This window comes from Clostridium sp. YIM B02500, assembly GCF_022324665.1.
In the GTDB taxonomy this organism is placed as follows: domain Bacteria; phylum Bacillota; class Clostridia; order Clostridiales; family Clostridiaceae; genus Clostridium; species Clostridium beijerinckii.
This window is the reverse complement of the sequence record NZ_JAKGTE010000016.1, coordinates 71,975-86,665: the sequence shown is the minus strand read 5'-3', so window position 1 is coordinate 86,665 and position 14,691 is coordinate 71,975. Positions and strand designations below refer to the sequence as shown.

The following is a 14,691-nucleotide window of genomic DNA, read 5'->3' as shown; positions in this document are numbered from 1 at the left end:
AAGAATTAAAGCGTAGGTAGAAACAGAGAATAATTGAATTTTTCAGTTATTCTCTGTTTTTGTTACATTAAAACATTTAATTGCATAGTATATCTATGAATATATTTAATTAAGGTGTGGTAATTATGCCTGAATTGGAGACACAAATATCTTCAAAGGTAGATGCATCAATAGGATTATTAGCTAATGTTCCAAAAGTTATATTAGATGAACTAGGTTATAAGTATCAGAGTCAGGGTAACAATGTGGAGCTCACTATTTTATATAGAGATACTCAAGAACAAACAAAATCATTTGTTGAAGGCTTAGGAGGAACTTTTCAGGATTTAGGATTTAACTTTGCTGTTGTTAATATACCCAGAGATAAATTAGAACAGCTATCAATGAGTAATTCTATTCAATATATAGAATTACCAAAGAACTTATATGAGCAAGACCAAGAAAGTAATAGGGCATCCTGTATACTTCAATTGGCTCCAGATTTTGATGTTTCAGGTGAAGGGATATTAGTCGGATTTGTAGATTCAGGGATAGATTATATTCACCCTGCTTTTATGGATTCGACCGGAAAATCCACTAGAATAGAATACATTTATGATTTGAGTACAGGGGGAAATGTATATAATAAGCAAATGATAAATGAAGCAATAAAATCCAATAATCCCTTCTCAGTAGTTCCATCAATAGACAATAGTGGACATGGAACTCACGTTGCAGGAATCGCATGTGGTGGGGGAAGAATAAATCCTATGTATAGAGGTGTAGCTCCTAATTCGTCTATAGCAATGGTTAAAGCTGCTAGGGGAACTGCAATCTTAAGCTCTCAGATTATGCAGGGAATCAAATTTCTTATAGATAAAGGTAAAGAACTGAATATGCCGCTAGTTATTAGTATTAGTCTTAGCACTAATGATGGAGCACACGATGGAAGCAGCTTACTAGAGCAATACATTAGGACGATATCTAACTTGGAAAGAGTATCTATTGTTATTGCAGCAGGAAATGAAGGTGATGCAGGCCATCATGTTGGCGGACAATTAGTTAAAACACAAAGGCAAATTTTTAATATAGCAAGCGAAGAAAAATCAATAGTAATGAATTTTTATAAGACAATATTGCCTAATATATCAGTTAATATAATAAATCCAACAAGCCAAGGAACCGGAAATATTAATATACAAGAAGGTTACATTCAAGGAACAATAGGGAGTGATAGATACGATATATATGTATCTGGACCTAAACCTTTTGAATTGAATAGTGAAATCAGAATAATTCTTTCTGCTAGATCTGGCTTTCTTGTTGAAGGTGTATGGACATTAGAAATAAATGTTACGAATGAATACTTAGGAGCATATTCAATATGGCTTCCAGTTTTAGAAGGATTAAATCCTGCAACTAAATTTTTAGAACCTAATCAATATAATACGCTGGGCATACCAGCAACAGTAGATAATATAATAGCTGTAGGAAGTTATAATTATAGAACCAATAATTTATCATCATTCAGTGGAAGAGGTGCACAAGATCAGAATATAGTAAGACCTGATTTAGTAGCTCCAGGAGAGGATATTGCAGGGCCAGTACCAAATGGTGGATACGATAATAAAACAGGTACATCAATGGCTACTCCTCAAGTATCTGGAATATGTGCGTTAATGATGCAATGGGGAATAGTTAAAGGAAATGATCCATATTTGTTTGGTCAAAGGTTAAAATATTATTTATTAAGAGGAGCCAGAAGAAGACGTACAGATGTAACATATCCAAATCCCTCATGGGGATATGGTGAAGTATGTATATTCAACAGTTTAAGAGCGTTACAAAATGATTTAAATGCTATTTTGACTAGAGGAAATATAAATTCAAGAGATATACAGGTAACAAATAGCGTACCTAATAAATATAATATTTTGAGAAAAAATATAAAGAGGGAAGTTATGGAGAATACGAGCAGTGGAAATACCTCAACAAATATCGGTAGGTTAAAGATTCAATGTTTCAGGGGGGAGGATTATATTCCAATTGATGGAGCCAGAATAACTGTAAGAACACCACAAGGCGCTGAAAGTGTTAATAGTATTCAGCTAGTTACAGATTCAGTTGGATTGACACAAATAATTGAATTGACAGCGCCACCTTTAGAATATTCTTTGAATCCTAATAGCAACCAAGTGCCTTATAGTTTATATGATATAACGGTTGAAAGAGATGGATTTAACCCAATAGTAATAAGAGGATGTCAAGTATTTCCTACACAGGTTGCCTATCAGATTTGTAATTTGACAAGTAACTCAGGAAGGGGAATGATGAGACAAGAGGTTATAAATATACAACCAAATACATTGAATGGAAATTTTCCACCTAAAATACCAGAGGATCCAGAAAAGCAGTTACCCCCACCAAGTTCTGGAGTTGTATTGCCTCAACCAATAGTTCCAGAATATATTATTGTACACCAAGGTGGGCCAAATGATCCATCAGCACCAAATTATAAAGTACCTTTTAAAGATTATATTAAAAATGTTGCTTCCAGTGAAATATATTCAACTTGGAATGAATCTGCTATAAGAGCAAATGTATTCTGCATTGTATCATTTACGCTAAATAGAATTTATACTGAATGGTACAGAGGAAAAGGAAAGAATTTTGATATTACCAGTTCAACAGCTTATGATCACGCATTTAATTATGGAAGAAATATTTACGATAGTATAAGTGCTATTGTAGATGAAATATTTTCTACTTATATAAAGAGAGTTGGAGCTAAACAACCACTTTTGACACAATATTGTGATGGAAAGAGTGTTACCTGCCCTCAGTGGTTAAGCCAATGGGGAAGTCAGCAATTAGCTCAACAAGGAATGGTTCCATATGATATTTTGAAAAATTATTATGGAAATGATATCGAACTAACTACAGCTGAAAAAGTTTCTGGAAGCCCACAGTCATACCCTGGTGAACCGCTTACTATAGGATCTTCAGGTCCAGCAGTAAGAACTATCCAGAATCAATTGAATAGAATAGCTAGAAATTATCCTTTGATACCTAAGGTTGCTGAGGATGGACAGTTTAATCAAAAGACAGCAGATGCAGTAAAAACATTTCAACAAATATTTACATTACCACAAACCGGAATTGTTGATTATGCAACATGGTATAGAATATCGGACATCTATGTTGGAGTATCAAGGATAGCAGAACTTAGAGATTCTTCAAGTTTAAGAAGTACGCTTGGAATGAATGAATTTATGCCTCCGATTATACCAGGTTTAGATAATAAAAGAGGAATTCCTAAATTTTATTATTAGAATTATATTAAGATGTTTTTTAGATGTAGAAGCAGTTCCCATTTTCTCTGTCAGCTACATTATATAGCTGTGATTAGAATAGGAGCTGCTATAATTAATGAAATTATTAGAAGATATATGTATGATAAAAATTTATTTTTCTATTCCTTCTAGATTAAATTCAGGAATGAAATCAGATATGTTAGCACCTTCATCTTGTATAAATCCATTAACTACGCCAATATCTAAAGCATAATTAATTAGGCTATCGTAGTGTTTTGGATTAAGTTTCTTATTTATTTCTGGATAATCGCAAGCATTAAACATAGGAATATATTGATTCATTAAGCTTATATAAATATCAGTTTTATATCTATTATATAGAATATCTATTATCTTTTTTGAATCAAAAAGGAGTCCAGGAAGCATTAGGTGTCTTACAATAACTCCCTTTAATATATTTCCCTTTGAATCAAACTTGGGAGTGCCAACTTGTCGTAGCATTTCATCTATTATTTTTATAGTATTGGAAGCATAATCATTAACTTTAGAGTATTTTAGAGAATATCTATTATTAAAATATTTGAAGTCCGGCAAATAAACATCAATATATCCATCCAATAATCTTATAGTTTCAATAGAATCATAACTATTGGTATTATAAAGAACTGGGATAGTTAAATTATTTTTTTTAGCTATTTTTAAGCCTTCAATTATTTGAGGAACATAATGAGTAGGAGTCACTAAGTTAATGTTGTTTGCACCTTTTTTCTGAAGTTCTAGAAAAATTTCGGAAAGTCTTTCAATAGATATTTCTGCACCAACAATTGATGTGTTTTTAATACTATTTTTATTAAAATCAGAAGAAGATGAATTAACACTAATCCCCTGACTTATATTATAGTTTTGGCAAAATACGCATTTTAGATTACAGTGAGAAAAAAATACAGTACCAGAACCATTTCCTTGTGAAATAGGTGGCTCTTCCCAAAGATGAAGGGAAGCCTTAGCCACTTTTATGATATTGCTAGCTTTGCAATATCCTATTTCACCATTATTTCTATTTACTTTACAATCTCTATTACATAAAGTACATTCATTTAATAAATCTAGATAATTCATTTATATCAAATCCTTTAAGAATAATTATTAATATATTTTATAAAAAGTATATCATAATTATTTGATTTGAGTCGTGTTAGAAAAATCTTTTTTATGCTTAAAAAAGAATAGTATACATTGGAATATAAAAATCAAACTTAATAGCCCAAATATAGGATATAGTTTAGTTATAAGAGTTCCAAATCCAAATTGGGAAATTAAAAGAGCAAGACTTATTACGATAAAGATTGCTTTTTTAAATTTTATATTAAATGTTTGCTCTAGGGTTTTGCTTATGGAATATATGTCAGAAACTTCAGTAGAAAACATCTCCAACCAGATTATCACGAGTAACAATGCTTGAATTAAGTTACCAAATCTATTAGCGACAAAAAGTAAAGGAATCTCATATTTATATATATAAGGTTGGTTAATTGTTAATAATAAATTTATCATTAAACAAAGTATAGTTAGTCCAATTGCGCCGGTTACTATTCCAGCAATCATTATTTTACTTTTCTTCATTTGAGTGCTAAGTGGCACTAGGACTCCTGAGGCTGAAAGTGTATTATATCCAGCATAAAGTACTGTGGAAATAAAGATTCCAGTTTTTTGTTTTGGAAAGCTAGCGATATTATCTAACGAAACTGTATTTCTACAAAATGCAAAATATAAAACTGTAATCAAAGTAAGAGTACAAATTAAACCTGGAACAATAAAGGAATTAACTTCAATTAATCCTTCAGTATCTCTAAGTAGAAAAAATATGGCTATTACAATCATTATTAGTGAGCCAATTATCTTGGGTATTCCAAAAAACTGATGTATCAAAGCACCACTTCCAGCAAGTATTATAGATGCGCTGGAAATAAGAAAGAGAGTTGTTATAAAACCAGTAATCTTACCAAATATATTAGGGCTTATTATATTCATAACATCACTATAAGAGCTAAGATTATAATTAATACTTATTCTAGAAATTATAGAACTTATTAAGATATAGAAAATACCACAACCTATAATTCCTATGAAACTAGATATACCGTATTGAGTAAAAAATTCTGTGATTTCTTTTCCAGAAGCAAGACCAGCACCAACTATTGTTCCGATAAACACAGTGGCAACTTGAAATACTTTTATCATTTCCTTTTTCAATATTTATCCCCCTTAAAGAATGTTCCTTTTATTAAATATATAAGGTTTACTTTTAATTTATTCTTTAAATGTTACAATATTTAAAGAAGGTATATTACACACATAAAGAGGAGGAAATATGAACAGTTTTTGGGATGGAAAAAGATATCATAGTTTAAACTATTTTTTAAGAAATAAATTTGGTGAAAAAGTATTTAAAATATCTTTGGATGGAGGATTTTCTTGTCCGAATAGAGATGGAAAGATAAGCAATGGGGGCTGTCTTTTTTGTAGTGAAAGAGGTTCAGGAGATTATGCCGGTGACAGAGAATTGTCTATTTCAAAGCAATTTCATAATATAAAGGATATGATGTCACAAAAGTGGAAAAGTGGCAAGTATATAGCTTATTTTCAGGCTTATACAAATACTTATGCACCTATTGATGAATTGAAAAAAAAATATGAGGAGGCATTAAATCAGGAAGGGGTTGTAGCTATTGCAATAGCAACAAGACCTGATTGCTTAGATGATGATGTATTAGATTTATTGCAAAATATAAACAATAAAATCTACCTTTGGATAGAACTTGGACTTCAAACTAGCAATGATGAGACCGCTAAAAGAATTAATAGAGGATATAAATTAGATGTATTTGAAAATGCAATGAGAAAATTAAAAGAGAGAAATATTGATGTAGTAGTTCATGATATTTTAGGATTACCGGGCGAAACTAAAGAGGATATGTTAGAAACAATAAATTATATAGCTCATTCAGGGGCTAAAGGAATCAAACTACATTTACTACATTTAATGAAGCAAACGCCTATGGTAAAGTTATACGAGGCAGGAGATCTTAAGTTCCTATCTCAAGATGATTATATAGATCTTGTGACTCATGGAATAACACTACTTCCAAAGGATATGGTAGTTCACAGGTTAACAGGCGATGCACCAAGAGATCTTTTGATAGGACCAATGTGGAGTTTAAAAAAATGGGAAGTTTTAAATTCAATAGATAAGACGTTAGAAGATAACAACTTATGGCAAGGAAAAAATTTCAGGGAGTAACTATATATTAATTCTAATGATTAGGAATGGAGTAAGTAAAATGAAAATAGATATTATAATCTCAGCAGATGATATAGTTGAAAGCAGAGTAAGGAATAAGATTGCAGTTATAATTGATATATTTAGGGCTACATCTGTAATTATAACAGCACTAGATAATGGAGCAAGAGAAGTTATTCCTTATTTGACTATTGAGGAAACACTGGAATATGCAAAGAAACTTAGTAGAGATAATTATATTTTAGGAGGAGAGAGAAAAGCTGTTAAAATTGAAGGTTTTGATCTATCAAATTCGCCATTAGAATATACAAAAGAAAAAGTTGAAGGTAAAAAAGTGCTTATGACTACAACAAATGGAACAAGAGCTTTAACAAAGTCAATGGAGGCTAAAAGAGTTTTTATAGGTGCTATGATAAATGGAGAATCAGTGGCGAAAAAATTGATTAATATAAATGATGATGTGGTTATTATTAATGCAGGAACAAATGGAAACTTTTCAATGGATGATTTTATTTGTAGTGGATATATAATTAACCAAATGCTAGATATTAATAGAAATATAGAGTTAACAGATATAGCAAAGACGGCCTGTATGATATATAAAGAAAATATAAATATCTTAAGCTATGTACGAGAAGCATCTCACTATTCAGTAATGAAATCCTTAGGATTAAATAATGATATTGAATATTGCATAAAAAAAAGCATCATAGATATAGTTCCAGAATATAAAGATGGAAAAATAACCTGTGAATGAAAAACTGTTTAAGATTATAATTAAAAGTAAAACACATACATGATTTATTTAATCTGTATGTGTTTTACTTTTCGAATTTACTATGAGTAAAAGTTTTACGATTATATGTTTTCTCTTGATTGCTTTAGTAAATCATTTATTCGCGGAGAACAATTTCTACCTCCGCACGAACCACTGCCTGCACCAGTAGCCTTTTGGACTTCTTTTATAGTTGAAGCGCCATTTTTAATAGCTTCCTTAATTTTTGATCTAGGTATTGCCTTACAAGTGCAAGTTTTTGTTAATTTATCTAAAATTGCTTCATTCAAATTATTTTCCATAATAGTATCTCCTAAAAACATTTTTTAAGTTAATTGAAAAACTAACTTTATCTTAATTATACATTTTATAATCTAAAATAAAAGTATAGTTAATTAATATTATAACAATAATTATAAAAAAGTATCCAATATTAAATAATAATTTTTATTATCGTATTAATATCGTCATAAATAAATTAAGCGAGTGTTAAGAAAACTAGTATATAATTAGGCTGAGTTTAAAAAATTAATTATAGGAACTTTATTTTAAATATTTTGTTTGGAGTGAAAACAATGATAAAAGTGTTGCTTGTGGAAGATAATATAGAAATAAGTCAAAATATAGTTGAATACTTTAGAGATGAGTTAGAAATTAAAGCAGTGTATAATGGATCAGATGCAATGGAATGTTTAAGCATTTATAACTATGATATTGTTATATTAGATCTTATGTTGCCAGAAGTAAGCGGAATGAGTGTTTTGAGCCATATATCTAAAAATTGTTTAAATACAGGTGTGATTATACTAACAGCAAAAGAAGAACTTGGTGATAAGCTTAAAGCTTTTAATTTAGGAGCAAATGATTATCTAACTAAACCATTTTTTATGGAGGAGTTGAAAGCACGGATTAATTCAATTTTAAAGAGCATGGGTAAAGTTAAAAGGGCTAATCTTCTTGAGTTCAAAGATATGCAAATTGATATGAAAGTGAAAAAAGTATATATAGGTACAAATGAATTGGAGTTAAATGAAAAGCTATATAAGTTATTGGAGTATATGGTTATAAATAAAGGTGTATTGCTATTTAAGGAACAAATATTTGATAATGTATGCGGATATAATAGTGATGCAGCAACAGAAATAATTGAGGTTTATATAAGCAGATTAAGAAAGCAATTAGGAACTTTTGGATATGGAAAGTATCTTATAACTAAAAGAGGAATGGGATATTTGTTGGATGAAAGTATAGAGGATTAATGCATGAAGAAAGATATATTTTTATCTACAAAGAAGAAAATCATAGCAACGAGTACAATTATAGTTTTTGGGTGTTTAATAGTATTTGCAATAATAACGCAGGTATTATATTCGTCTAGAGTACTAGATGTTATAGATCATCAGCTTTTAGAGCAGAAAGAGATTTTAGCTAAGGAACAATTTAATCCAAATTACTATGAATATATTTTTAATGAAGATAGGCATAATTTAGATGGAGACTTACATAAAGATGAATTTAAAAATCCAGATGGAGGAGAAAATCCACATAGACCAGAGAATTTTGATGGAAAATTAGATTCAAAGCCTAAGCATATACCTCCAAATCTTATTGTTATTGTGTATAAAAATAATGAGTTTGAAACAATGAGTAGAAATTTATATTTCAGTAAAGATAATCTGCCAACAATTTCAAATGATGCGGAAAACGAAGTGGTTACGATAATAAATAATGGCTATAACTTTAGAGAAATTGCTATTAGTAGTGGGGAGTATAAGATACAAGTTATTGCGAATATTGATTCAGAAGTAAATTCTATAAATAGATTGAGATATTCGATAGCAGTAAGTCTTATAATACTAATTATAATTGCAATAATTCTTTCAGCTTATCTTTCAACAAAAGTAATAAGGCCAGTTAGGGAAGCTTATGAAAAGCAAGTCTATTTTGTTCAAGATGCCTCTCATGAAATGAGAACACCGTTAGCTGTAATAAAGGGTAAGTTAGAACTATTAGCCCACTCTTGGGGAGATACTATAGATGATCATTTTGAGCATATTTCAAAGATGATGAGTGAAGTAAGGGGGCTAGAGAAATTGAATAGCGATTTGTTATTATTATCTAAAGAAGATCTGGACTTGTCTATAAATATAACAAAATTTAAATTAGATGATTTAATTAATGATATAAGCGAATTTTATTTTGATTTAGCAGAAATTAAGGAGAAAATATTTAAAGTTGCTAAGCCAGAAGAAGAAATATTAGTTCAGTGGGATTATGATAAGATAAAGAGAGCAATTATAATATTGATCGAAAATGCATTTAAATATACAGGTGAAGATGGTAAAATAAATCTTGTTATTGAGGATGTAAATAAGCATATTAGGATAATGGTTGTAGATAATGGAATAGGAATTAAGAAGGACGAAGAAAAACGAATATTTGATAGATTTTATCGAAGCGATATAGTTAGAGGACAAAATATTAATGGAACGGGAATAGGCCTTAGTTTATTGAAATCTATCTCAAAGAATTTTGGTATTAAGTTAAAAGTGAATTCAGAATATGGCGTTGGATCTGAATTTATATTATTAATTCCTAAAATAATTAAATAAGATAATACTAGGAAAGGTTATTTTATTTGCTAAAGGGTCTACATAGCTATTTTATTCAAAAATGTAAAGCTATCTAAATCATTAAGAATACTAGATTTAGATAGCTATGTTTTATATTAGTATTATTATAACTGTAGTAAGGAATCAGTACAGTTATATATGAATAAAATTATAAAACCAATGTCCAGATTGAAGACCTAAAACTATTGCCAATCTAAATAAACATATAGTTGATATGCCTGCTAAGATTCCGGTGATTAATCTCCTTGTATTAGTACTTTTAAAGTACATGAGATATTGACCAAATCCATCAATTAAAAGTGGTAGCATCAGTAATAATTCTATAATTATATGAATATTTTTAGATAATATTACGTATGTGAGTCCGAGGATATATCCCATTAATATTCCCGTGCATCTTGCACATAATGGAAATTGATGACCTCTAAAAAAGAATGATCTCTCAGGTAATTGATGGCAGAAAAACATATAGTTTAAGACTTTTTTACAATTAAGCATTTAACTTAGTATGATGATAAGCTGCCTAGCATTCCGAGTACAAAAGCTAGAACGTAAAAAATTATCCAGATAATTATTCCACCAATCATCCACTTACATACTAAGCTGGCACTTTGAGGCTTTTCATCTTTCCATAAGAAGTACAATATTATTCCTACTACTGGAAAGCAACAAGACGCAATTCCGGCTAAATGAGATGGATTGTCTAAAGTACTTTTAGAAGACATATTATTACCAGTAGCAACACCACAATGTATACATACGGCAGCGTTATCATCTATTTGTTGTCCGCAATTCTTACAAAACATATATTTCCCCCTTTAAGAAGATACTATTTATAGTATTGTTAATAATACAACTTATGAGTAAATATGTAGTTATATTCATGATAATATTTAATTTTATATCTTAGTTAAGCTGTAAAATTGTTAAGATGATATCACGCTAACCTTATAAAATTAGGATTAAATTATTTTATAATATTAATTAGTAATAAAGATACAATTAGTGTTTGATCATGAATTGACATTTAAAAATCATTAATATATAATTATTACAATAAAAGACGATGATTAGGAAAAGTATCTTAGATATTATTTTTAGAGAGTAGCTGGCTGGTGTAAAGCTATAATGAATCTTAGAGAAAATCACCTAGGAGTTGGAGACTGAAAGGCGTAATGCCGAATAAGTTATCACGTAAGAGCCTGCGTTAAAGGATAGAGTATGTATGTACTTGAAATAAAACATTTAATTTTGCGTTTAGATGTTTTAACCTTAGGTGGTTTGCGAATTCAACTTCGTCCTTTAGGATGGAGTTTTTTTATGTTTAAAAAAGTATACAAAAAGGAAACAATTCTTAAAGAGAATAATATAGTTTACTTAGCTGAAAGGGGAATTTTTAATGTACAATAAGGTAGATTCATCAAAAGGTACCGTCAAAATTGAAAAAGACATAGCAAAGCTTTGGACAGAAAAAGACATAATAAAGAAGAGCTTTGAATCAAATTCAGATGGAGAATATTTTACTTTTTATGACGGTCCACCAACAGCAAATGGAAAGCCACATGTTGGGCATATTTTGACAAGAGTTATGAAGGATATAATTCCAAGATATAAAGTAATGAAAGGGTATAAGGTTCTTAGAAAAGCTGGATGGGATACTCATGGACTTCCAGTAGAATTAGAAATAGAAAAGAAACTTGGAATCTCAGGAAAAGAACAAATAGAAGACTTTGGTGTAGAAAAGTTTGTTCATGAATGTAAAGATAGCGTATTCTCATATGTTAGCTTATGGAAGGAAATGTCTGAACAAATTGGATTCTGGGTTGATATGGATGATCCATATGTAACATACCATGATAATTATATTGAGTCTGAATGGTGGGCTTTAAAGCAAATGTGGAATAAGGGCTTATTGTATAAGGGCCATAAAGTAATGCCTTATTGCCCAAGATGTGGAACAGCGCTTTCATCTCATGAAGTTGCTCAAGGATATAAGGATGTTAAAGATTTAACTGCAACTGTAAAGTTTAAAGTTAAAGGTGAAGAAAATAAGTATATATTAGCTTGGACAACAACTCCATGGACATTACCATCTAACTTAGCATTATGTATAAATAAATCTTATACATATGCAGAAGTAAAGGTAGGAGAAGAAATTTATATTTTAGCTAAAGATTTAGTAGGTAAGGTGTTAGGAGATACTGAATACGAAATAGTTAAAGAGTTTAAAGGTGAAGAATTGCTAGGTACTGAATACGAACAATTATTACCTTTTGCAAAAGTTGAAGGAAAAGCTTTCGTAGTAATTCATGGAGATTATGTAACATTATCAGACGGTACAGGAATAGTACACATTGCACCAGCTTATGGTGAAGATGATAGTCTTGTTTCAAAGAAAAATGGAATTGCATTTATAAATTTAGTAGATACAAATGGTAATTTTGTTGGAGAAGTTACTCCATGGGCAGGAAAGTTTGTTAAGAAGTGTGATGAAAGTATTGTTAAATATTTAGAAGAACGTAATCAATTATTTACAGCACAAAAGCACACTCACTCATATCCACATTGCTGGAGATGTGATACACCGCTTCTATACTATCCAAAAGATAGTTGGTTTGTTGCGATGACTAAAATGAGAGATAAATTACTTGAAAATAATAATAAAATAAATTGGTATCCTGATAACACTAGAACAGGAAGAATGGGGAAGTTCCTTGAAAATGTTATTGACTGGGGTATTTCAAGAGACAGATATTGGGGAACACCACTTCCAATATGGCAATGTGAATGTGGTCATCAAGAGTGTATTGGTAGCAGAGAAGAACTAGAAGAAAAAGCAACTACAGACTGTAAGGGGATTGAATTACATAAACCTTACGTAGATGGAATAAAGTTAAAATGTCCACATTGCGGTAAGGAAATGAAGAGAACACATGAAGTTATAGACTGCTGGTTTGACTCAGGATCAATGCCTTTTGCACAATGGCACTATCCATTTGAAAACAAGGAAACTTTTGAAAAGAACTTCCCAGCACAATTTATTTCAGAAGCAGTTGACCAAACAAGAGGTTGGTTCTATACATTACTTGCGATTTCAACATGTTTATTTGACACAAATTCATTTGAAAATTGTATAGTATTAGGTCACGTTTTAGATAAAAAGGGGCTTAAGATGTCTAAGCATAAAGGAAATGTTGTAGATCCTTTTGAAGTATTAAATAGTCAAGGGGCAGATGCTACAAGATGGCATTTCTATACTGCAAGTGCACCATGGCTTCCAACAAGATTCTCTATTGATGATGTTGCAGAAGCTCAAAGAAAGTTCTTAGGAACATTGTGGAATGTTTATTCTTTCTATGTTTTATATGCTGAAATAGATAAATTTGATCCAACTAAGTACTCTGATTTTGTTTCAGATAATATAATGGATAAATGGATTATATCTAAATTAAACACATTAATCGAAACAGTTGATGATGGATTAAATACTTATAAAATTACTCAAGCAGCATTAGCGATTGAAGATTTTACTGATGAATTATCAAACTGGTATGTAAGAAGAAACAGATCAAGATATTGGTCACAAGAGTTAACAAACGATAAGATAGGAGCTTATGTAACTTTATATAAGGTACTAACAAATTTAATTAAAGTGGCATCACCATTTGTACCTTTTATGACTGAAGAAATTTATCAAAATTTAGTTGTTAATCTTGATAAAAATGCTCAAGAAAGCATTCATTTATGTGCTTGGCCAGAAGTTGATAAGGCTGCAATAAATAAGGAATTAGAGAAAGAAATGGATTTAGCATATACACTTGTTAAGCTTGGAAGAAGTGCTAGAAATGCTGCAAATGTTAAGAATAGACAGCCACTTTCTGAATTACTTATATCAACAAAATCTCTTCCAGATTATTATGGAGATATTGTAAAGGAAGAATTAAATATTAAAAAGGTTGAGCTTGGAGCAGACCTTTCAAAATATGTTAACTTTGAAATAAAACCTAATCTACCTGTTATAGGTAAGTTATATGGAAAATTAATTCCTCAAATCAGAAAGGCAATTTCTGAAAAGAACCAAATGGAATTGGCTCAAAAGATTCAAAATGGTGGAAGTGAAACTATAATCGTTAATGATACAGAAATAGTTCTTACAAATGAAAATCTTTTAGTTACAATGCAAGGTTTAGAAGGTTATGCATTCGCAGGAGAAGGTGAACTTGGAGTTGTTTTAGATACAACTGTAACACCAGAACTTCAAGAGGAAGGGCATGTAAGAGAAGTTATTTCAAAGATTCAAAATATGAGAAAAGATAAAGGATTTGAAGTTGCTGATAGAATAAATCTTTATGTATCAAATAACGATATGTTAATTGATGTTATTAAGAAATTCGAACAAACAATAAAGAAAGAGACTTTAACTTGTGAAGTTCTTTATAATCAAGAATCTAATTATTCAGAAACAGTTATAAATAGTGAAACATTAAACATGAATGTTGAAGTTGTAAGATAAAAACTAAAATGACTAGGAATAAAAGATTTTATTAATATTCCTAGTCATTTTAATATTTGTATACATATTTAATATGGTTTTCATATATATTTCTTATATAAGATTGTAAATTAGTTAATATGTTTATAAATTTAAGATTAAAAACTATGATTTTTGACAAAACTTACAATAAAATA

The 14,691-nt window shown here is 30.0% G+C and carries 11 protein-coding genes and 1 other annotated feature; of the genes, 6 read left to right on the top strand and 5 right to left on the bottom strand.

From position 1 onward, the window contains the following. The first annotated feature begins 125 nt into the window (after window positions 1-125). Window positions 126-3,311 carry a S8 family serine peptidase gene (locus L1S46_RS14585; protein ID WP_238900323.1) on the top strand — a complete coding sequence of 1,062 codons (3,186 nt, stop codon included), beginning with the start codon at window positions 126-128 and terminating at the stop codon, window positions 3,309-3,311. Window positions 3,312-3,443: 132 nt separating this feature from the next. On the opposite strand, the gene L1S46_RS14580 is transcribed toward L1S46_RS14585, so the two are convergent. Next, window positions 3,444-4,412, bottom strand: coding sequence for a radical SAM protein (locus L1S46_RS14580; protein WP_238900322.1), 969 nt, complete (start codon window positions 4,410-4,412; stop codon window positions 3,444-3,446). A 57-nt stretch (window positions 4,413-4,469) separates the two neighbouring features. Next, entirely contained in the window at window positions 4,470-5,546 is a 1,077-nt protein-coding gene (locus L1S46_RS14575; protein WP_238900321.1) for a transporter, read from the bottom strand. Between the two features lie 118 nt (window positions 5,547-5,664). On the opposite strand from L1S46_RS14575, the gene L1S46_RS14570 reads away from it, so the two are divergent. Both L1S46_RS14570 and L1S46_RS14565 read left to right on the top strand, forming a co-directional pair. Next, window positions 5,665-6,594 carry a TIGR01212 family radical SAM protein gene (locus L1S46_RS14570; protein WP_077829258.1) on the top strand — a complete coding sequence of 310 codons (930 nt, stop codon included), beginning with the start codon at window positions 5,665-5,667 and terminating at the stop codon, window positions 6,592-6,594. 40 nt (window positions 6,595-6,634) lie between these two features. Continuing rightward, the gene (locus tag L1S46_RS14565) at window positions 6,635-7,351 is read left to right on the top strand and encodes a 2-phosphosulfolactate phosphatase family protein (RefSeq protein ID WP_238900320.1); all 717 of its coding nucleotides are present in this window, start codon (window positions 6,635-6,637) and stop codon (window positions 7,349-7,351) included. A 101-nt stretch (window positions 7,352-7,452) separates the two neighbouring features. Here the strand turns inward: L1S46_RS14565 and L1S46_RS14560 are convergent, their stop codons facing one another. After that, complete coding sequence (locus L1S46_RS14560; protein ID WP_011967406.1) at window positions 7,453-7,671, bottom strand: (2Fe-2S)-binding protein; 219 nt, start codon at window positions 7,669-7,671, stop codon at window positions 7,453-7,455. A gap of 273 nt (window positions 7,672-7,944) precedes the next feature. On the opposite strand from L1S46_RS14560, the gene L1S46_RS14555 reads away from it, so the two are divergent. Further along, window positions 7,945-8,628: a response regulator transcription factor gene (locus L1S46_RS14555; protein WP_017209535.1), complete on the top strand. Its 684-nt coding sequence runs from the start codon at window positions 7,945-7,947 to the stop codon at window positions 8,626-8,628. A 3-nt stretch (window positions 8,629-8,631) separates the two neighbouring features. Further along, complete coding sequence (locus tag L1S46_RS14550; RefSeq protein ID WP_238900319.1) at window positions 8,632-9,981, top strand: HAMP domain-containing sensor histidine kinase; 1,350 nt, start codon at window positions 8,632-8,634, stop codon at window positions 9,979-9,981. Window positions 9,982-10,134: 153 nt separating this feature from the next. Here L1S46_RS14550 and L1S46_RS14545 read toward each other — a convergent pair whose 3' ends face one another. After that, complete coding sequence (locus tag L1S46_RS14545) at window positions 10,135-10,500, bottom strand: DUF2085 domain-containing protein (RefSeq protein ID WP_238900318.1); 366 nt, start codon at window positions 10,498-10,500, stop codon at window positions 10,135-10,137. Between the two features lie 5 nt (window positions 10,501-10,505). Continuing rightward, window positions 10,506-10,808 (bottom strand): zinc ribbon domain-containing protein, encoded by a 303-nt coding sequence (locus L1S46_RS14540; protein ID WP_065416607.1) that lies wholly within the window; start codon window positions 10,806-10,808, stop codon window positions 10,506-10,508. A gap of 251 nt (window positions 10,809-11,059) precedes the next feature. Beyond that, window positions 11,060-11,308 (top strand) — a binding site (T-box leader). A gap of 93 nt (window positions 11,309-11,401) precedes the next feature. Between L1S46_RS14540 and ileS the strand changes: the two genes are divergently transcribed. Then, on the top strand, window positions 11,402-14,515 hold the full coding sequence (gene ileS, locus L1S46_RS14535; RefSeq protein ID WP_238900317.1) for an isoleucine--tRNA ligase: 3,114 nt from the start codon (window positions 11,402-11,404) through the stop codon (window positions 14,513-14,515). Window positions 14,516-14,691 lie beyond the last annotated feature (176 nt).